This is a genomic window from Acidobacteriota bacterium (assembly GCA_016195325.1).
Taxonomy (GTDB): domain Bacteria; phylum Acidobacteriota; class Polarisedimenticolia; order JACPZX01; family JACPZX01; genus JACPZX01.
Window position 1 is genome coordinate 21,383 of sequence record JACPZX010000019.1, and the last position, 19,819, is coordinate 41,201.

Below are 19,819 nucleotides of genomic sequence, written 5' to 3' on the forward strand. Positions count from 1 at the left end.
CCGTCAACACCCTCGGCGGCGCTCGCCCTCTCCGGTGCCGGCGCCCTCATCCTCGAGGTCGCGTGGACCCGCACCCTCTCCCTCGTCCTCGGCTCGTCGAACCACGCCTTCACGACGATGCTGACGACGTTTCTCATCGGGCTCGCCGCGGGGAGCGCCGTCGCGACGCGATTCCTGGGGCGCATCCGCAACCCGCTCGCTGTCTTCGCCTTCGTCGAGCTCGTCGTCGGGCTCGCCGTCTACCTCGGCACCTTCGTCTTCCCCGAGCTGCCGTACGCGTTCCTGGCGCTCTTCCGCGCGACGCGGAGCCAGCCGGCCCTCTTCCAGATCGGACGGTTCGTGCTGGCGGCCCTCGTGATGTTCGCGCCGACGTTCATGCTCGGCGCCACCTTCCCCCTCGGCGTGCGCTGCTGGCGGATGGGCGGCGTCGGGGCGGCGCGGCCCGTGGGCACCCTCTACGCGGTCAACACCCTCGGCGCCATCGTCGGCTCGCTCGCCGCCGGGTTCTTCCTGGTCCCCGTCGTGGGGCTGAGGCTGACGATCGTCGCCGGCGCGGTCGTCAATCTGACCGTGGGCGCCTTCCTCCTCTCCGTCGCGCCGTCCGAGAGCCGGCGCCGAAGCCTGTTCCTGGCCGGGCTCGTGGTGGTGATGCTTCCCGCGATCCCCGGGGGGGCGTCCGAATGGAACCCTGTCGTCATGACGAGCGGCGTCTTCCAGTACGCCCCCCGTTACGCGCCGCAGTTCCCCACGCGCGCCTCCTTCTTCGCCTACCACGACGCACACCGCCAGCTCTTCTACAGGGACGGGCCGACGACCACCGTGACGGTGGAGAAGCGCCCGCTCACCAAGGGAGGCCACGTCTGGCTGGTGCTCACGGTGAACGGGAAGGTGGACGCCTCGTCGATCGGCGACATCGAGACGCAGGTCCTCCTCGGGCAGTTCCCTCTCCTCGCGGCGCGCGATCCCCGGCGCGCGCTCGTCATCGGATGGGGAAGCGGCGCGACCGCCGGCTCGATGCTGACCCTCCCCTCGCTGCAGACGCTCCGCGCCGTCGAGATCGAGCCCGCCGTGATCGAGGCCTCGCACTTCTTCCGGGAGTTCAACCACGACCCGTACGGGGACCCGCGCCTCTCGCTCGAGATCAACGACGCGCGGCACGCGCTGCTGGTCGACGACACGACGTACGACGTCATCGTCTCGGAGCCGTCGAACCCGTGGCTGAGCGGCCCCTCGCGCCTCTTCACGCGCGAGTTCTTCGAGATCGTGCGATCGCGCCTCGCCCCGGACGGCATCCTCTGCCAGTGGGTGCAGCTCTACGGCCTCGACCCGGACGCGTACCGCGCCCTGCTGCGGACGCTCGGCTCGGTCTTCGAGGACGTCGTCGTGGTCAAGGGCTCCCCCGGCGACACGCTCGTGATGGCGAGCCCGAAGCGCATCCGCTTCGACGTGGCCCGGATGGCCGAGCGCATGGCCATCCCCTCGGTCGCCGCGGATCTCTCGCGGCTCCAGATCGCGGACCCTGAGACGCTCCTCACGCGCTTCCGCGTCGGCGGCCGCGCGATGACGGCGTTCGCCGGGGTCGGGCCGCTCAACACAGACGACAACGCCCTCATCGAGTTCGCGGCCCTGAAGAACCTCTACGACGAGACGCACTTCCAGAACGACGAGCTGCTGCTCAAGGCCCCCTCCTCCCCGCTCGACCGGGTCGATGTCGCCGGCCTCTCCCCCGAGGCCGCTGCGCGGTTCCCGATCGACTTCGCGGCGGCGCTCTCACGCGCCGGCCTCGACGATCGCGCGCTCGATGCGCTCGTGCGCGCCAACTCACCCCGCATCTCCGAGGCCGCGCTCGCGGAGGGGTCGGCCATCCGCGGCGACATCGACCTGCGCGCGGGGAAGCGCGCCGAGGCCCGCGAGGCGTGGAAGAAGGCGCTCGCGCGGAATCCCGGCTGCGTCGAAGCCGCGGCGAGCCTCGGCCTCGATCTCGCGGACGGGGACACCGGGGCCGGCGAGGCGGCGTGGCTCCTCGCGGCGACCGTGGCGGCGGAGCCGGACTCCGCCGACGCGCGCGTCGCGCTGGCCCGCGCCCTGCGCGCCACGGGTCGCCACGCCGACGCCATCGACGAGCTGAAGGCGGCCGAACGGATCGGCCCGTCCCCGGCGACCGCCCCCTTCGTGCACATGCTGTGGGGGAGGAGCTGCCTCGCTCTCTCCGACCCCGCGTGCGCCGCGCGCGAGATCGGGCGCTACTTCGACGAGTGGCCCGAGCTGACGAAGCCGGCGCGGATGAGCGTCGACGCCGCGCTCGACCTCGGCCGCGCGGAGCTGACGCTCGGGAGAAAGCAGGCGGCGCTCGAGCACCTGAAGCTCGCCGTCGACACGGCCGCGGCGGTCGCGTCGTGGGAGCGCGACCAGGCGGACGCCGCCTCGCGCCGGGGGGACGGCGACGCCGTCGAGAGCCATCTGCGCGCCGTCCTCGAGTGGAGCCCTGCCGATGCGGCGGGATACCGCCGGCTGGGCGACTTCCTGATGGGCGGGAAGCGATGGGAGGATGCGCTCGGCGTCTGGTCACAGCTCCTGAAGCGTCACCCCGACGATCTCACCGGCCTCACGCGCTCCGTCGAGACCCTCGAGCACCTCGACCGGGCCGACGCGGCGGCGCCGCTCCTCGGGCGGCTCATCGATCTCGAGGAGGATCCCGATCGCGTCCGGATGTTCCAGGCGATGCTCGATCGCGCGAAGGGCGGAACCGGCACAGCCCCCTGAAAAAGGAGGAAGGCCCCTTCTCCTTCGGGGCCGGTGGGTTGATTTCGGGGATGGGTGGCGGGATGAGGCCCTGGAGTCAGGCCTGGGGGTGGATGAATCCTTCGGAGGCCGTGGGGACGATGCGCACGTCGTCGAAGAGGCTCGAGCCGACGAAGGCGTTCCGCATCTCCGGGCCGGCGACGGCGACGACCGGCTGCAGAGGTCGCAGCGATCTGAAGGCCGCGATCGCCGTGAGCTCGCGGGCCGTGAACGAGAACAGGTTGACGAACAGGATGTCGACGCCGCCCCGGAGGCACCGTTCCATTCCCTCGGCGAGCGTGTCGAGAGCCTCGAGATCGACCTCGCGCCCGATCTTCATCATGCAGGCGTCGAGTGCCTCCGCGGGCCCGGTCTTGCAGATGAGAGCTTTCGGGCGGGTCGGCATCGGCGGGACGGGCTGAGCCACCATCGTTTCAGCAACGCTGGGCTGTCCGCTGGCCATGACGTTTCCTCTCCCGTGGATCGTCCGAGTGTCCATCGCTTTCATCACGCCATCGGGCATTGCAATCGCCAAGCCACGAAGCCGACGAACGGGACAGGCGCAACCGACGCGACCGAAGCGGTTGATTCGGAAGCCCCTGGCCCTGAGATACGGCCGGACTCCCCCCTCGGATGTTCCCGGAGAGGGTCCGGTTTCGGGGGAAGATGTGACCCGCCGGGGACAGTCGCGGGAGAAAAACCACCCCGGAGGGGAAAGCGCGGTGTCCGATCGGAGAAGGGTCAGGCCTTGAAAAAGAGGGCTTCCCGATCGCCGGAGCGATGGGTGTGGAGGAGCTCGAGGTTGAAGGCCCCGAAGAGGCGGATGATCTCCCGATTCTGGTAGGAGCCCGCGACCGGCCCCCGCTCTCCCACCGGCTCGCGCGTCACCAGCTCGTCGGAGGCGATCCGGTAGCGCGAACGCGTCGCGAGACCCAACGCGTTCACCGGGGGAAAGAAGGCGAGGACGGCGCCTCCGGGGACGAGCGCCTCCACCAGGCGCGCGATCCAGGAGGCGGCCTGCTCCGGTCGAACTCGCGAGAGATGGTCCCAGAGGATCGCCCCCGAGAAGCTCGCGTCGTACGCGCGCGGCTCGACCGGCGATCCCTCGACCGAGACGCGCAGCCCCCTCGCGCCCAGGAACGAGACGTTGGCGCCGCACATCTCCCCGAAGAGAAGGAGGGAGGGTGAGGGCTGGAGCTTCTCCACGCGCTTGAGGAACGGGCGCAGCAGGGGGCAGGCGACGGCCGGCGGCGGAGCTTTCGCCGTCTCCGTCGCCTGCGCCCCGGCATTCGCGTCACGTCGGAACATCGAGCTCACCTGAGATTCTCGAGGGGTGGCGGCGCTAGATCTGCGCCGCGGCCGCCTTCCCCTGGGACGCCGCCTGCGTCTGGGTCTGCGATTGCGCGTGAGTCTGGACCTGGGCCTGCACGCGCTCCTTGATGCCCGCGACCGACTGCGCGGCGCTCCGGTCCCTGACCATGTCGACGCTCCCGCGGAACTGGGCGCCGTCCGAGATGGCGACGCGCGGCGCGTGGATGTCGCCGGTGAGTCGCCCGGTGTCGGCGATCTCGACCTTGTCGTCCGCGTTGATGTTCCCATTCACCTCGCCGACGACGATGACGCTCTTGGCGTGGATCTCGGCGTTGACGCGGCCGCTCGCGGCGATGGTGATGTTGTGGTCCTTGAGGTCGATGCGCCCCTCGACGCGCCCCTCGACCGTGAGATCCTCGCTCCCCGACACCTCACCCTTGATGAAGAGCGACGTGCCGATGTTCGCCGCGCGCCCCTTGGCGTTCGACGAGGACGCCGACAACGGGGGAACGCCCATGGGGACGTAGGACGGTGTCTCGACCCGTGGCGCGGCGGGGCCCGACGGCTTGAAGTCCTTCTCGTTTTCCTTCTTATCCCACATCGCTGTCTCTCCTTGTCCGAGCGTCGATGACTCGTGTAAAAGACAAAGCCCCGCGCGCATTGCGGCGGGGCTTCGGAAAATCGTTCCCGCCTCCCGGAGAGGGGGCGGGACGGGAGCTGTCAGAGATCCTGGGGCCTGAGCGTCTTCCTCTTGTTCGCGAGGGCCCGCGCTTCCGCACCGGCGAGAATCTCGCGCACCTTCTTGTCGAGCGCCCCGTAGAAATCACCCGAGACGTTGCACTTTCGAACCGCGTCCTTCGTGCGGCTCTTCGAGATGATGAGCTCGGCCTTGCGCTTCCCGGCCACGTCGCACCTCCGATGAGTCCTGATGAATCGTCGACCGGGCGCCATTATGCATGAACGGCCTCGGGAGTCAAAAGCGGCGCGAGTGTCGAGTGTTAGAATAGGCCCGGACCGTCTCGCGTCAACCTCATGCCCAAGAAACGAGCGAAGAAGGAAGACCTCCCCGTCCTCGCGAGCGCCGCCGCGCCGCCCGGCCTTCCCGCGATCCCCGAGGAGGCCCCCCTCCCCGCCGATCCCCTGAGGCGGTATCTCGCCGAGATTCGCGGCTTCCCCCGCCTCACGCGCGAGGAGGAGCACGCCCTCGCCGTCCGCGTGCGCGAGGGGGGCGATCGCGACGCGGCCGCCCGCCTCGCGACGGGGAACCTCAGGCTCGTCGTCCAGATCGCCATGGACTACCGCCGCTCGTACCTCAACATGCTCGACCTGATCCAGGAGGGGAACATCGGCCTCCTCCAGGGGATCAAGAAGTACGACCCGTACCGCGGCGTCCCCTTCTCCGCGTACGCCGGCTACTGGATCCGCGCGTACCTGCTCAAGTACCTCCTCGATCACTGGAGCCTCGTGCGCGTCGGCACGACGAACGCCCGCCGGAAGCTCTTCTACAACCTCAAGCGCGAGCAGGAGCGCCTTCGAAGCCTCGGCATCACCGCGGGAACGAAGCTCCTCGCGCGGAATCTCGACGCCGACGAGCAGGACGTCATCGAGGTGAGCCAGGCGCTGAAGGGGCGCGACGTCTCGATCGACGCCCCCGTCGGCCGCCCCGGAAGCGACGACGACCGCTTCGTCTGGGAGACGATGGCGGCGGGGGGCGACGCCCCCGACGAGCAGGTGGCGCGGGCCGAGATGCAGGCGATCCTCAAGGAGAAGATCGCCGAGTTCGCGAAGACGCTGAAGGACAAGGAGCGCTACATCCTCGAGACGCGCCTCGTGGCCGAGGAGCCCGCGACGCTCCAGGAGATCGGCGATCACTACGGGACCACGCGCGAGGCGGTGCGTCAGATGGAATCGAAGCTGATCGCGCGACTCCGGGAATACCTGAAATCCGAGATCAAGGACCTCAGGCGCTTTGAAGTGAAGAGCGAGTAGAGGCCGCCTCGCGGAGCCGCGCCGCCACGCGCGGCTGGCCGATCATCTTCACGAACGGGCCGATGCGCGGCCCCTGATCCTGCCCGCAGAGCACGCGGTAGAGCGTGCGGAAGAAGGGCCCCGGCTCGAGCCCCGCCTCCCTCGGGATCGCGAACGCCTGGTGGTGGATCTCCTCCGGCGTCTTCTCGAGGTCGAGGAAGTCGGCGTACTTCCTCACGAGATCGACGTGATCGGCCGGAACCTCGGCCGGCCGCTTGTTGGGCTCGACGTGATCGCGATAGTACGCGGCCGCGTGCGCGACGAGCTGCTCGAGGAAGGCGTCGCTCCCCGGGATCGAGCCGCGGTAGTTCCGCACGCGCCCCGCGATCATCGCCGCGTCGGCGATGCCGACGTTCGCCATCACGGTGAAGAGGAGAGTGTACGAGACCGGGTACTCGTACGGGCTCGCCGCCGGGAGATCGGGCCACACGAACTCCAGCTCGTCACGGAAGGGGTCGGGCTTCCCCTCGGCGTAGTGCTTTCCGATCAGGTCGAGGTACTCGTCCACCGTGCGCGCGACGACATCCCACGAGAGCTTCTTCGCCTTGCGGGGGTTCTTGATCAGGAAGAGGAGCATCGACTCGCGCGGCGCGTACGTGAGCCACGTGTCGACGGTGAGCCCCTTCCCCACCGACTTGCTGATCTTGCTCCCCGTCTCGTCGAGGAACATCTCGTAGAAGGAGTCCACGGGCGGCGTTCCGCCGAGGATCCTCACGATCTTCTTCGACAGATCGGCCGACTCGATGAGGTCCTTCCCGTACATCTCGTAGTGGACGCCGAGGGTGAACCACCGGAGCGCCCAGTCGACCTTCCAGCCGACCTTCACGCGCCCTCCCGTCACGGGCATCTCGGCCGCGCGACCGCATCCCGGGCGATCGCCGGTCGCCACGTCGCAGGCGTAGTCGATCGTGCCGCGATCGGCGTGGTAGCCGATGACGCGCGTCGAGTAGATGCGCCCGCACGCCTCGCAGATCGGGAAGAAGGGCGACCACTCGGCGCGCTTCGACTCGTGGAGGGTCGGGAGGATGACCCCGCGGACCTCCTCCACCTTCTCGAGGATGAGACGGAGCCCCCCGTCGAAGACGCCGCTGCGGTACTGATCGTGCGAGGCCTTGAAGGTGTAGCGGAAGCCGTAGCGATCCAGCATCTCGCAGAGAAGCGCGTTGTTGTGGTGCGCGTACGAGGGGTGGCAGCCGAACGGGTCCGGGATGTCGCAGAGGGGCTTGCCGAGGTGCGCCGCCAGCGTCGCCGGCATGTTCAGCGGGACCTTGCGGAGGCCGTCCATGTCGTCGGAGAAGACGACGATCTCCCAGCCTTTGTCGGTGGCCGCCCCCGGGGCCGTCCCTCCCGCGCGCACGTCGCTGAGCGCCATCGCCACCCACGTCGTGCGCGCCACCTCGGCGAAGGTGCCGATGTGCGGCGCTCCCGATGGGCCGTACCCCGTCTCGAGGCGGATCGGCGCGGCGTCCGGGAAGACGGTAAGGATTCTCTCGGCCTCGCCGTACGGCCACAGCGTTCGCGACATGAAGGCGGATCTCCGTGCTCAGGATAGCAGCGCACCCCGCTTGGATCCTCATCGATCGAGGTGCTACGGTGCTGGATCGCCCGATGAACAGACTCCTCTCCCTCCGCCCCGAAGATCTCGGCTCCCTCGCCGACGCGCGCATCGTCGCGCGGGGCCGGGAGTGCGTCCGCTGGGGGCTCCTCAGCGACCTCGTCGAGAAGCACGGGCAGATCGAGGCCCTCGTCGCCGAGCGTCACGGCGTGAGGTGCCGCGTCCTCATCCGCGAGGGCTCGCGGGGCCTCGTCACGTCGTGCACCTGCCCGCAGGCGACCGACAACGGCGAGACGTGCAAGCACATCGTCGCCGCCCTCCTCGCCTGGATGTCGCGCCGCGACGGCGGCTCGGGGGCCCCGCCCCTCGTGGAGGAGACGGCTCCCTCCCCCTCTCCCGAGGCGATCCACTCGCTGCGCTCCCTCATCCGCCTCGTGCGCGACAACGAGATCGAAGCCTCCTCCCACACGGGCAGCCTCCCCGAGATCCCTCGGGCGCGCCGCGCCTGGCGCCCGAACGCCCCGCGCGAGGCGGAGGTGCGTCACGACCCCGCCGACATGCTCGCCGCCCTGCTCCCGCGCGGCGTCCCGATCCGCGTCGCCGTCGATCGCGGCGGCCACACGCACGGCCTCGTCATCTCATTCCTGAAGGACGAGAGCGCTCTCACGAAGCGACGGAAGCACCGCAGGGTGGCCCCCGAGGCCACGGCCTCCGCCGCCGAGCCCGCCGTCACCCTCACGATCCCGCCGGGCGACGTCGGCGCCGCCCTCCGCGAGCTCGACTCCCTCGAGCGCGTGAGCTGGAGCGAGAGCGCCGACGCGCTGCGCGTCTACTACTCCCCGGTGCGCATGCGCCTCCACGCCGACTACGCGAAGGACGGCGTCCTCGTCCTGAGCCCCGTCGCGATCGTCAGGGACGGCCGGAGCGGCAGCCGCGTCATCGAGCCGATCCATCTCCACGAGGGCCTCGACGGAACGGTGTGGGTCGAGGACGGCCCCGACACCCTTCGCCGCGTGGGCCTCTGGACCGCCCTCCTGGAGCAGTACTCCCCCGACTTCAAGCCCCGCGTCCTCGAAGGGCACGACGTCGTCGAGTTCCTCGCCCGCGGCCACGACGTGGGCTGGCGCGAAGGGCTCGATCCTTCCGACCGCGTCCGCGGCAGCCGCATCTTCGACGACGTCGCGCTCGCCCGCGTCGAGGTCGCCGAGGCGCCGGGAGGGTGGCTCTACCTCGACCCGATCTACCGCGCCGGCGATCACGCGCTTCCCCTCGCCGACATCCTCGAGGCGCAACGCGCCGGCGGCCTCCTCCGAAAAGGCGACGACTGGATCCTGATCCGCGGCGGCGCCGCATGGACGCGCGGGGCTCGTCCTCGCGTCCTCTCCGCCCCGATCGGCGTCGGCCTTCCCGCCGTCGAGCCCGTCGACCTGAGCGCGGCGGCGATCCCGGAAGGGGCCGAGCTGATTGACGGCCGCATCCGCGCCTCGAAGATCGCGTACCTCAGGAAGCGCGCCGAGTGGGGGCCGCAGATCGAAGTCGTCGCCGATCCCGCGGTCGCGCGCTTCGAGGCCTTCCTCCGCCGCGAGGGCCCTCCCGTCAAGGCTCCAAAGATCGTGGGGATGGTCGGGAAACTTCGTCCTTACCAGCTCGATGGCTATCGCTGGCTCTGGTTTCTGCGCGAGGCGCGGTTGGGGGGAATCCTCGCCGACGAGATGGGGCTCGGGAAAACGCACCAGGTCATGGCCCTCCTTCTCGCCGTCTACGCGAAGCCACCGGCCGACTCGACCGATCCTGTTCCGGGGCCGAGCCTCGTCGTCTGCCCCCGCTCGGTCCTCGACCACTGGGAGGCCAAGGTCAAGGCGCACGCGCCGTCTCTCGATCCTCTCGTCTACCACGGCCACGAGCGCGAGAGCGATCGCGAGCTTCTCGCCTCCCGCAAGCTGGTCGTGACGACCTACGGCGTCCTGGCGCGCGACATGGATCATCTCGCGCCGATCGCCTGGGAGCACGTCATCCTCGACGAGGGGCAGCAGATCAAGAACGCTTCGACCAAGGCCGCTCGCGCGGCCCGGAAGCTCCAGGCGTCGCACCGGCTGGTCCTGACGGGGACGCCGATCGAGAACCACATCGAGGAGCTGCGGTCGATCACCGACTGGGCTCTTCCGGGGTATCTGGGGTCGGCGGAGTCTTTCCGCAAGAAGTTCGCCCGGCCGATCGAGTCCGGGGATCGAGTGGCTCTCGAGACTCTCAAGCGGGCGATCGAGCCTTTCAAGATGCGGCGGCTCAAGTCGCAGGTCTTGACGGACCTTCCGGCGAAGATCGAGGACGAGCGGCGCGCGGAACTGACGCCTCATCAGGCGGTGCTCTATTCAGAGATTCTGGCTCGGGCGGCTTCGGCGGGGGTTCTGGATTCTTTGAAGGACCCTTCGAAGACCGTGGACTTCGTTCACGTCTTCGCGGTCCTGTCTCGTTTGAAGCGGCTTTGCGATCATCCGGCGCTGGTTCTCGATGGCAAGCCGGCTCGCAACATGACTTCGGGGAAGTTCGAGGTCTTCAAGGAAGTCCTGTGTGAAGCGCTGGAGGCCGGGGAGAAGGTCGTCGTCTTCAGCCAGTACCTCGAGATGCTCGACATGATCGAGGCTCATCTGGACTCTCTCGGGGTGAAGCATTCGGGGCTTCGCGGGGCGACGCGCCAGCGCGGCGCGGCGGTTCGTGCGTTTCAGGATGATGAGACGTGTCGGGTGTTCGTCGCGTCTCTCCTGGCCGGCGGGTTGGGGATCGATCTGACGGCGGCTTCGGTGGTCATTCACTATGACCGGTGGTGGAACGCGGCTCGCGAGGACCAGGCGACGGACCGGGTGCACCGGATCGGGCAATCGCGTGGCGTGCAGGTCTTTCGGCTCATCACCAAAGGCACGCTTGAGGAACGAATCGATCAGATCATTCGGGAGAAGCGGCGGCTGGCGGACTACCTCGTCGAGACGGATCCGGCGTTGGGGCTCAAGGCGCTCAGCCGCGAAGAGCTGCTTCGGATTCTGGCGCCGGTGGAGGCGCCGGTGGTCGTCGCGCGGGACTGAAGTTCCTGCTTCCGCGCTTGTTCAGGCGGGAGGGTTTGCTTACCGTGCTCGGGATTCTTTCGACTCTTCCTTCGGGAGTTGGCCGTGGTGGCACCAGTGAGCGCGTTCGCCTCGAATCTCGCTTTCCCGTATCTCCGATTTCATCCAGAGCGCCTGACATGGCACTGATTCCACCGAACTCCGTCGCGCTCGCGGGAGAGTTTGCGGTCCTATCTCAACTCGTTCTTCGTGGGTATGACGCTAGCCTGACCATGGGCCACACGAAGGAGATCGACATCCTGGTGTTTCATCCCGCCACGCGAACCAGGTATGAGGTTGAGGTCAAGACGAATCTGGAACGCCGAAATCGGCCGACTGAGTCGAGGCTCTATGGACAAATCGTCACCGCTTGGCAGATGAACGAGAAACACGAACGAATTCAGACGCCCAGTCTGTTCTACTGTTTCGTTCACATCAACTGGAAGCGGGGCGATCCATCGCCCGACGCTTTTCGATTCTTCATGGTCCCGAGCAAGGTGGTGGCGCAATACGTGCGCGATGAGCATCAATACTGGCTCGACGCCGACTCAGCGCACAAGCTTCAGCCACGTCGTCTCTTTCGGATCGGTCTTCCGAATCAGCGAAAACTTGGTCTCCCGTCGCCCTCCGCAGAGAAGTACGAGAACAATTGGCAGTTCAAGGTGTGAGACACCACGTGGGTCGAAACAGGTCGCAGCGCAGGCTGGCCAGCCTCGCCGGAGGAACGCGTTGACTTGTAGCCCCGAAGGGGCTACCATCCCACCGTGATCAGGCGCGCTGTCATCGCGGAGCGGGCACGTCGGCAGCTTCGACGGGCTCCCGGACACATTGTAGAAAAGCTCATGGCGTGGATCGAAGCCGTCGAGGAGGATGGGTTGGAAGCGACCCGACGGGTGCGCGGCTTCCACGATGAAGCCCTCAAGGGGAAACGCCGAGGCCAAAGGTCCATACGACTCAGCCGCCAGTGGCGCGCGATCTATGACATTCGCAAGGACGGCGGCGCTCAACTCGTGTCAGTTGAAGAGGTGACACCCCATGTCTACTGAGAGAGGCACTCCGCGCCGTAAGCGCGGCAAGTCGGACGCGATGACCTTCCTCGAGAAGTTGAGTGGTGGCCCGCTCACGCTTGCCGCGCTCCTTCGGTCCATCCGGCAAGGTGAGGCCAAGACGCAGGCGGAGTTTGCCGAAACGCTGGGAATCTCGAAGCAGCATCTTTCTCACATCGAGAACGGACGAAAGGTCGTCAGTCCAGAACGGGCCGCCCGATGGGCTTCGCTTCTGGGCTATGCAGAGTCTCAGTTTGTACGGCTTGCGCTGCAGGATGAACTTCACCGAGCTGGGCTTCGATACACTGTGACCGTTGGCGCGGCGTGACGCCGACGCCGGCAGGAGATCGCGCGGGTCAACCGGGTCTTCAAGGTATCGAGTCCATGATCGACCTGCTGAGCGGCACTCCCGTCTTCTCCGGAACCAGGGTGCCTGTCCAAACGCTTCTCGACTACCTCGAAGCGGGTGATCGCCTCGACGATTTCCTCGAAGATTTCCCAACGGTGATTCGCGAGAAGGCGGTGGCCGCTCGCGACCTCGCTCGGGAGGCGCTGACCCAGCATGCGAGTCCTCCTCAATGAGTGCCTTCCCAGTCGCCTGAAGCGGGAACTCGTCGAGCTGTGGCACATCCCCCGGCAGGACTCATTCCCTCCGCCGCCGCGGAAAATGCTCGCGCGTCGTCGACAACGCGGGGTGGTAGGCTGATGCGCGATGGCGCACGAGAGGGCTGGTGACGTGCAGGAAGAAGATCGACTCGTAGAGAAGCTCCGAAAGATCGAGGCTCTTTTTGCCAGACCCTCGACGGACGGCGAACGCATCGCCGCCGGCAACGCGCTCGAACGGATTCGCGCCCGCCTCCGTCAGCTCGAGGCGTCGGAGCCTCCCGTCGAGTACCGGTTCTCACTGTCCGACATCTGGTCGCAGTCGCTCTTCGTCGCGCTTCTTCGCCGGTATGGTCTCAAGCCCTACCGTTATCCGGGGCAGCGAAGGACGACTCTGATGGCACGGGTGACCCGGAGCTTCGTGAACGACACGCTCTGGCCCGAGTTCCAGCAGTTGAACGAGACGCTCCGCGAACATCTTGCCGAGGTCACGCAGCGGATCATCGCGCAGGCAATCTGTCCGGATGTCTCCGAGGCCGAAGTTCGGGCCGAACCGGCGGGCATGGAGGGCAAGGCGTCGGCGCCCGTGCAATCCGCGTTCGAATCCATGTGAGAGGGTGGGGACCCGGATCTCGCCTCGAGTTCTCGCCATCATGAAACAGCACTGGTTCGAGACCCCTGTGACGACACCCATGGTTCGACCGAGGGAATGAGGCGCAGATGACCAGCTCCGGCTCGCGCCCCGGCGGCGAGGTCGTCGTCTATCAGGCCCCGGACGGCGAGGTTCGGGTCGACGTCAGGCTGGATCGGGATACCGTCTGGCTCTCCCTCAACCAGATGGCGGACCTGTTCGACCGCGACAAGTCGGTGATCTCACGGCACTTGCGAAACGTCTTCGGGTCTCGGGAACTGGAGCGAACGGCAACTGTTGCAAGAAATGCAACAGTTCAGCGCGAGGCCGGCCGTGAGGTTGTTCGAGAGATCGACTACTTCAACCTCGACGCCATCCTCTCGGTCGGCTACCGCGTCAACTCGAAGCGAGGCACCCAGTTCCGCATCTGGGCCACGCGCACTCTTCGGGAGCACCTCGTCCGGGGCTACACGCTGAACCAGCGACGGCTGGCCGAGCGCGGCCTGGGCGACATCGAGCAGGCCGTCGCGCTGATGGCGAGGACGCTCAAGACCCACGCCCTGGTGACCGAGGAAGGGCGAGCCGTCCTCGACGTGGTCCGCCAGTACACGCGGGCCTGGCGCCTGCTTCTCGAGTTCGACGAGGAGCGGCTAGCCGAAGGGCCGGCGCGGCCCCTCCCGCCCCGAGTGCCGATCGCCCTCGACGAGGTCCGAGCTGCCGTCGCCGCGCTGCGCGACGAGCTCTTGAAACGAAAGGAAGCCGGAACGCTCTTCGGCCAGGAAATGGGCGAAGGACTGGCCCGGATCGTCGGCGCGATCGAGCAGAGCTTCGACGGCGCCCCGCTCTACCCGAGCGCGCAGACCCGGGCCGCGCACATCCTTTACTTCGTGATCAAGGATCATCCCTTCGGCGACGGCAACAAGCGCATCGGCAGCCTGTTGTTCCTGGATTACCTGAGGCGCCACGAAATCTTATTGCGGCGCGACGGAACCCTCCGCCTGGCCGACAACGCCATGGTTGCGCTGGCGCTCCTGATCGCGGAGAGCGAACCACGTCAGAAGGAACTCATGACCCGCCTCGTCCTGAACCTGCTCGGAGACGAGGTGTCGTGAGCGCCAGAAGGTGCCCGCACGAGATCGTCGACCCTTCTCCCCCTTGACACCCCATCTCCCCCGTCGTGTGATCTCCCCATCACGGGAGGCGCACCACGTTGCGTTACGAAGTCATCGTCGTCGGAGGGAGCTTCGCGGGGCTGTCCGCCGCCATGCAGCTCGCGCGGGCGCGGAGGCGCGTCCTGGTCCTCGACGCAGGATCGCCGCGCAACCGGTTCGCGAGGCTGGCCTACGGCATCTTCGGACACGACGGGCTCGCCCCCGCGGTCATCCTGGCGAACGCGCGGACGCAGCTCCTCAACTACAGCACCGCGACGATGGCCGACGACCCGGCAACCCATGCGGCCGGGGCCCGCGGGGAATTCGCCGTCACGACGGCCGGCGGCGCCGCGCACACCGCCTCGCGTCTGGTTCTCGCCACCGGCGTGAGCGACGATCTCTCGACGATCCCGGGGATGGAGACGCGCTGGGGTGTCAGCGTGCTCCACTGCTTCTACTGCCACGGGTATGAGGTGGCGGAGAGGCGGCTCGGCGTGCTGGCGACCAACGAGCGGGCCCTGCAGACGGCGATGCTCCTCCCGGACTGGAGCGACCACGTGACTCTCTTCACCCACGGCGCGCTCGCGCTGAGCGGAGAGCAGATGGACGGGCTCCGCGCGCGCGGCGTCGCCGTCGAGGCGTCGCCGGTGGTCGCCCTGCTCGGCGACGCGCCCGCGCTCACCGGGCTCCGGCTGGCGGACGGCCGCGTCGCGCCGCTCGACGCCCTCTTCACCAGCCCGCATGTTCGCATGGCCAGCCCGCTCGCCGAGCAGCTCGGCTGCGAGTTCGAGCAAGGTCCGTCCGGCCCTTTCATCCGCACCGGCGCCGACAAGCAGACCACCGTGCCGGGCGTCTACGCCGCGGGAGACGCCGCCCGTCCGGGACACAACGCCTCGTGGGCCGCCGCGGACGGCGTGACGGCGGGAATCTCCGCCCACCAGTCGCTCACTCTCGCCCGGGCCGCGTGCCGCTGAGGTCCGACCCACACCACGCGCCTGTGTCCACTCGCCTGGTAAAGGCAGGTTATCCGGATATACTTCCCTCATGGGCAAGATTATCCGACGCCTCCTCGAGCTCCCCGACACGGCCAGGCACTCCGTGTTCCTCTGGGGTCCCCGGCGCGCCGGGAAGTCGTGGTGGATCCGGGAGAACCTCCCCGAGGCTCCGCGGATCGACCTCCTCCAGACCGACGTCTACACCGAGTATGCGAGCCGCCCCTCCCTCCTTCGGGAGAGGTACGCCGCGAGACTTTCGGGACCGCGCCGCCCCATCGTGATCGACGAAGTCCAGAAGCTCCCCATCCTCCTGGACGAAGTCCACTGGCTGATCGAGAACGCGAAGCGGACCTTCGTCCTCACCGGGTCGAGCGCGCGGAAGCTCCGGCGCGGCCACGCGAACCTCCTCGCCGGCCGCGCGCGGCGCCGCGAGATGCCCCCCCTCTGCTTCCCCGAAGTGGATCGCTACGATCCCGAGCGGCTCGCCGTGAGCGGCCTCCTCCCCCCGCACTACCTTTCGGATGATCCCCTCGACGACATCCGCTCCTACGTCAACGACTACCTGAAGGAGGAGATCGTCGCCGAGGGGGTGGCCGTCAGCCTCCCCGCCTTCAGCGATTTCCTCCGGGTCGCCGCCATCACGAGCAGCGAGCTGCTGAACTACACGAACGTCGCCCGCGAGGTCGGCGTCTCGGCGAAGATCGTCCGCGGCTACTTCGATCTCCTCGAGGACACGCTCCTGGGGTTCCGCGTCGCCCCGTGGACGAAGAGTCGCAACCGGCGGCTCATCCTCACGCCGAAGTTCTACCTCTTCGACGCCGGAGTCGCGAACTTCCTGGCCCGCCGCCGTCCCGAGCCCGGCACCCCGGAGTTCGGCAAGACGATCGAGCACCTCGTCCTGATGGAGCTGATGGCCTGGCGGGCCTACCGCGACCCCGACATGGAGATCCGGTACTGGCGCGCCAGCACCGGACAGGAGATCGACTTCCTCGTGAACGACCGCGAGGTGGCGATCGACGTCAAGGCCTCCGCCCGAGTGCCGGACCACGCGCTGCGATCGCTCGGCGTGCTCGCCGAGGACGGTCCCGTGCGCCGCCGGATCGTGGTCTGCCTCGAGCGCCAGCCCCGCGTCGTCGCGGACCGCCGCGGTGAGATCGCGGTCCTCCCCCTCGCCGTCTTTCTGGAGAGACTCTGGGGCGGGACGATCGTGGCGGGTTGACGTGCGGAGGAGCTTGACGCCCCGCGGCTCGTCCCGATTCCGGGACCCCCCGGTGTCACGCCCGAACACACCACCCCCCGCGTCGAGACTCCCGACCGAACCATTAATCCTTCCCGTCCAGCGAGATGGCTCCAGGCGACAAGCTCTGGCTCGAAGCATGCACTCCCCCCCGACATGCTGATCGAACGACTCGCCGCCATCCTCGACGACCTCCGGCTCGCCATCCGGTCGCTCGCCCGCACCCCTGGCTTCGTCCTCATCGCCGTCCTGACGCTGGGGCTCGGCATCGGCGCGAACACCGCGGCGTTCAGCGTTCTCAACGAGATTTTCTTCCGCCCACTCCCCTACGCCGACACCGGACGGCTCGACCGCATCTATCGCGTCACACCCGAGAACACCCGCGGCGGCATCTCCCCGGCCGATTACCTCGAGCTGAAGACCGAGACGAAGCGCTACGGAGAGATCGCCGCCTACGCCTTCTCGAACATGAGCCTCGCAGCCCCCGGAGAGCCCGCCGACATGGCCCAGGGCCTTCGCATCTCGGCCGAGTTCCTCACCACGCTTCAGGTGAAAGCCCGGCTCGGCCGCGACTTCCGCCCCGAAGAGGTCGCGGGCAACCACCACGTCGTCCTCATCAGCCATCGCTCCTGGCAGAACCGGTTCGCGGGAGACGCCGGCATCATCGGCCGCATCGTCCGCGTGGACGCGGAGCCCTGCGAGATCGTCGGCGTGCTCCCCGAATCGGTCGAGGACTGGCGCCATCTGGGGGCGATCGACCTGTACCGACCGCTTGCCTTCACCGAGAGCGACAAGACCGACCGCAACGCCACATGGATCCGTCTCGTCGGGCGACGCACCGGCACCCGCACGGACGCCGAAGGGTTCATCGCGGCCTTCGGCCGCCGCCTGGCGACGGAGTACCCCGCCGCCAATGCCGGGAGCACCTGGCGCACCCTCCCGATCAACGTCGCGGTGGCCCCGGACAAAGGCCCGGCGATCTTCGGGATGCTGATAGGCCTTTCGGTCTTCGTGCTGCTCATCGCCTGCTCGAATCTCGCGAACCTCCTGCTCGCGCGGACGATGGCGCGGGCTCGCGAGTTCGCGGTGCGATCCGCCCTCGGCGCCTCGCGCGCGAGGCTGCTGCGCCCGCTCTTCGCCGAGTCGCTGCTCCTGGCCCTCGCGGGCGGGGTCCTCGCCCTTCTCGTCACGATGTGGACCAACGACTGGATGTCGAGGATGGGCCAGGCGACCTTCAGCGGCGCGTTCCTGGTCGTCATCGACTGGCACGTGCTGGCGTGGACGTTTGGCGCGTGTCTGTTCACGGCCGTCGCCTTCGGCGTCGCCCCCGCGCTCTTCGCCATGAGGCTCGATCCGAACACGACGCTCAAGAGCGGAGGGCGCGGCGCCACCGGCGATCGCGGCCATCAGCGCTTCCGCAGCCTCCTCATCGTGGGCCAGTTCGCCCTCGCGATGGTCCTGCTCGCGGGGGCCGCCCTCTTCATGCGCGGCGTCCAGGAGGCGAACGACCGCCGCTTTGGCTGGGAATCCGACCGTCTCGTCAGCGGCACCACGCTCCTTCCGACGGCGACGTACAAGGGCGCCACGGAGATCACGGAGTTCCAGCGCCTCGCCCTGCAGCGTCTCGAGGCGCTGCCCGGCGTCTCGTCCGCCAGCATCTCCTACGTGATGCCCTTCCTCGGCCTGGCCGAGGCGCGGAAGTACCTCGTGGCCGGACGCGTGACGCCCGAGCCCGGCCGTGAGCCCGTCGCCGCCATCAACGGCGTCAGCCCGCACTACTTCGAGACCGTCGGCACGCGCGTGATCGAGGGGCGCGCCTTCGACGGGCGCGACCTCCTCGGTTCCCCGAAGGTCTTCCTGATCAACGAGGCGATGGCCCGGGGCCTCTTCCCCGGCGAGAGCCCGCTCGGCAAGCGCATCGCGCGGGCCGGCGTGAAGACGATCGAGTGGGGGGAGATCGTCGGCGTCGTCGGCAACGTCCAGTCGGTCATCCCGGATCAGGCCGCCATCGCCTTCCAGCTCTACCAGCCGATGGCCCAGGAGCCGCGCCCCGGCGGCGAGATCGCGGTTCGCACCGCAGGCGTCGCGCCTTCCGCGCTCGTCCCGAGCATCCGCACCACGATGGCGTCGCTCGACGCCGACCTGCCGATCCGCGATCTCCAGCCCGCCACGACGGCGATCGCGAAGGCGACCTACTCGTGGCAGGTCCTCGGCAGCATGCTCTCGTTCCTCGCCGTGGTCGGGCTCGCCCTGGCCTCCCTCGGCATGTACGGCGTCATCGCCCGCACGATGGCCCAGCGCACCAGCGAGTTCGGCATCCGCCTCGCGCTGGGAGCCCTCGCCTCGGACATCACCCGACTGGTTCTCGGCGCGGGGGCGAGGCTGGCGCTCGCCGGCTCATCGCTCGGCCTCGTCGGCGCCTTCGGCATCTCGCGGCTGCTCGCGTCGCTCTTCCCCGGCCTCATGACGAGCAGCGTCCCCGTGCTGAGCGGCGTGACGTTGCTGCTCATGGCGATCGCCCTTCTCGCCTGCTACATGCCCGCGCGGAACGCCTCGAGAATCAACCCCATCGAGACGCTTCGAGCGGAGTAGAATCGCCCCGGCGCACGTCGTGCTGCGGAATGAGGCGTGACGCGAGGAGGGGCGGATGAGCGACCCGACATGCGATTGTTTTCTCGCGCCGGACAAGAAGTGGCGTGAGGTCGAGTTTCACGCCGAGCTCCAGGACACTCAATGCGACGCCTGGAGACGCCTGGAAGGAATGATCGAGGAGGCGGCGCTCGACGGGCGGGCGGAGTTTGCGCCGATGCAGAAGATGACCGGGGAGGACGTGGAGCGAATCATCACCCTTCCACGATCCATCCGGAAGCTTCGATCCGTCAAACACCTCGTGCTGTATGACACCTTCCTCGTCCGGGTTCCGAGAGAGATCGGGGAGATGTCGAGCCTCGAGAAGTTCACCCCGTACACCTCGTGGCGCCTTCACTGGCTCCCGTACGAGATCACCCGTTGCCGGAACCTCGTCGACAGCACGGTCAGCACGCGCTGTCTCTACGGCAACTTCAAGTACAGGCCGCCATTCCCCGCGCTTCCGGTGTCCACCGAGCGACGGGCCGCGATCACCGACCGGAACCTCCGCATGGGCTCGGAGACGACCGTCGCCTGCAGCGTGTGCGACGGACCGTGCACGGGACCCGTCCGGCAGGCGTGGATCTCTCTGCTCGTCGCGACGGATGTGCTGCCTCTGCTCGTGAACGCGTGCTCCCGGCGGTGCCTCGACGCCCTCCCCGCACCCCCGCCTTACTACCTGCAGCGCCCCCACAGGGGAGGGTTGGGTCTCGAACAACCCGTACCGGAACAAGTGGGCCGAACCCTTTGAGTGGCGG

Annotated in this window: 18 protein-coding genes; 13 read left to right on the forward strand and 5 right to left on the reverse strand. The window is 68.2% G+C overall.

Translation table 11 applies throughout. The annotated features are described in order from the left end of the window. The first annotated feature begins 117 nt into the window (after positions 1 to 117). Positions 118 to 2,763, forward strand: coding sequence for a fused MFS/spermidine synthase (locus HY049_04345; GenBank protein MBI3448134.1), 2,646 nt, complete (start codon positions 118 to 120; stop codon positions 2,761 to 2,763). 76 nt (positions 2,764 to 2,839) lie between these two features. On the opposite strand, the gene HY049_04350 is transcribed toward HY049_04345, so the two are convergent. The 4 genes from HY049_04350 to HY049_04365 form a co-directional block, all read right to left on the reverse strand. Continuing rightward, a complete protein-coding gene (locus HY049_04350; GenBank protein ID MBI3448135.1) occupies positions 2,840 to 3,244 on the reverse strand; it encodes a hypothetical protein in 405 nt (134 codons plus the stop codon). A gap of 278 nt (positions 3,245 to 3,522) precedes the next feature. Continuing rightward, entirely contained in the window at positions 3,523 to 4,098 is a 576-nt protein-coding gene (locus tag HY049_04355) for a hypothetical protein (protein MBI3448136.1), read from the reverse strand. Between the two features lie 25 nt (positions 4,099 to 4,123). Next, complete coding sequence (locus HY049_04360) at positions 4,124 to 4,609, reverse strand: polymer-forming cytoskeletal protein (protein MBI3448137.1); 486 nt, start codon at positions 4,607 to 4,609, stop codon at positions 4,124 to 4,126. 203 nt (positions 4,610 to 4,812) lie between these two features. Next, a complete protein-coding gene (locus HY049_04365; protein MBI3448138.1) occupies positions 4,813 to 4,998 on the reverse strand; it encodes a DUF1931 domain-containing protein in 186 nt (61 codons plus the stop codon). Positions 4,999 to 5,124: 126 nt separating this feature from the next. Here HY049_04365 and HY049_04370 point away from each other — a divergent pair, with 126 nt between their 5' ends. Next, positions 5,125 to 6,081 (forward strand): sigma-70 family RNA polymerase sigma factor, encoded by a 957-nt coding sequence (locus HY049_04370; GenBank protein ID MBI3448139.1) that lies wholly within the window; start codon positions 5,125 to 5,127, stop codon positions 6,079 to 6,081. On the opposite strand, the gene lysS is transcribed toward HY049_04370, so the two are convergent. Next, complete coding sequence (gene lysS / locus HY049_04375; GenBank protein ID MBI3448140.1) at positions 6,053 to 7,645, reverse strand: lysine--tRNA ligase; 1,593 nt, start codon at positions 7,643 to 7,645, stop codon at positions 6,053 to 6,055. The two genes, HY049_04370 and lysS, sit on opposite strands and share 29 nt — an antisense overlap. Before the next feature lie 83 nt (positions 7,646 to 7,728). Between lysS and HY049_04380 the strand changes: the two genes are divergently transcribed. The 11 genes from HY049_04380 to HY049_04430 all read left to right on the forward strand — a co-directional run bounded on the left by HY049_04380 (position 7,729) and on the right by HY049_04430 (position 19,812). Then, positions 7,729 to 10,752 (forward strand): DEAD/DEAH box helicase, encoded by a 3,024-nt coding sequence (locus HY049_04380; protein MBI3448141.1) that lies wholly within the window; start codon positions 7,729 to 7,731, stop codon positions 10,750 to 10,752. 158 nt (positions 10,753 to 10,910) lie between these two features. After that, the gene (locus HY049_04385) at positions 10,911 to 11,438 is read left to right on the forward strand and encodes a hypothetical protein (GenBank protein MBI3448142.1); all 528 of its coding nucleotides are present in this window, start codon (positions 10,911 to 10,913) and stop codon (positions 11,436 to 11,438) included. Positions 11,439 to 11,537: 99 nt separating this feature from the next. After that, complete coding sequence (locus HY049_04390) at positions 11,538 to 11,816, forward strand: hypothetical protein (protein ID MBI3448143.1); 279 nt, start codon at positions 11,538 to 11,540, stop codon at positions 11,814 to 11,816. Further along, a complete protein-coding gene (locus HY049_04395; protein ID MBI3448144.1) occupies positions 11,806 to 12,144 on the forward strand; it encodes a helix-turn-helix transcriptional regulator in 339 nt (112 codons plus the stop codon). The genes HY049_04390 and HY049_04395 overlap by 11 nt, the downstream gene beginning before the upstream one ends. A gap of 56 nt (positions 12,145 to 12,200) precedes the next feature. Next, complete coding sequence (locus HY049_04400; GenBank protein ID MBI3448145.1) at positions 12,201 to 12,398, forward strand: DUF433 domain-containing protein; 198 nt, start codon at positions 12,201 to 12,203, stop codon at positions 12,396 to 12,398. Positions 12,399 to 12,528: 130 nt separating this feature from the next. Beyond that, the gene (locus HY049_04405) at positions 12,529 to 13,032 is read left to right on the forward strand and encodes a hypothetical protein (protein ID MBI3448146.1); all 504 of its coding nucleotides are present in this window, start codon (positions 12,529 to 12,531) and stop codon (positions 13,030 to 13,032) included. Between the two features lie 107 nt (positions 13,033 to 13,139). Further along, the gene (locus HY049_04410; GenBank protein ID MBI3448147.1) at positions 13,140 to 14,162 is read left to right on the forward strand and encodes a virulence protein RhuM/Fic/DOC family protein; all 1,023 of its coding nucleotides are present in this window, start codon (positions 13,140 to 13,142) and stop codon (positions 14,160 to 14,162) included. Between the two features lie 98 nt (positions 14,163 to 14,260). After that, the gene (locus HY049_04415; GenBank protein MBI3448148.1) at positions 14,261 to 15,175 is read left to right on the forward strand and encodes an NAD(P)/FAD-dependent oxidoreductase; all 915 of its coding nucleotides are present in this window, start codon (positions 14,261 to 14,263) and stop codon (positions 15,173 to 15,175) included. Between the two features lie 70 nt (positions 15,176 to 15,245). Continuing rightward, positions 15,246 to 16,415 (forward strand): ATP-binding protein, encoded by a 1,170-nt coding sequence (locus HY049_04420; GenBank protein MBI3448149.1) that lies wholly within the window; start codon positions 15,246 to 15,248, stop codon positions 16,413 to 16,415. A 174-nt stretch (positions 16,416 to 16,589) separates the two neighbouring features. Continuing rightward, the gene (locus HY049_04425) at positions 16,590 to 19,025 is read left to right on the forward strand and encodes an ABC transporter permease (GenBank protein MBI3448150.1); all 2,436 of its coding nucleotides are present in this window, start codon (positions 16,590 to 16,592) and stop codon (positions 19,023 to 19,025) included. 55 nt (positions 19,026 to 19,080) lie between these two features. Next, entirely contained in the window at positions 19,081 to 19,812 is a 732-nt protein-coding gene (locus tag HY049_04430; protein MBI3448151.1) for a leucine-rich repeat domain-containing protein, read from the forward strand. Positions 19,813 to 19,819 lie beyond the last annotated feature (7 nt).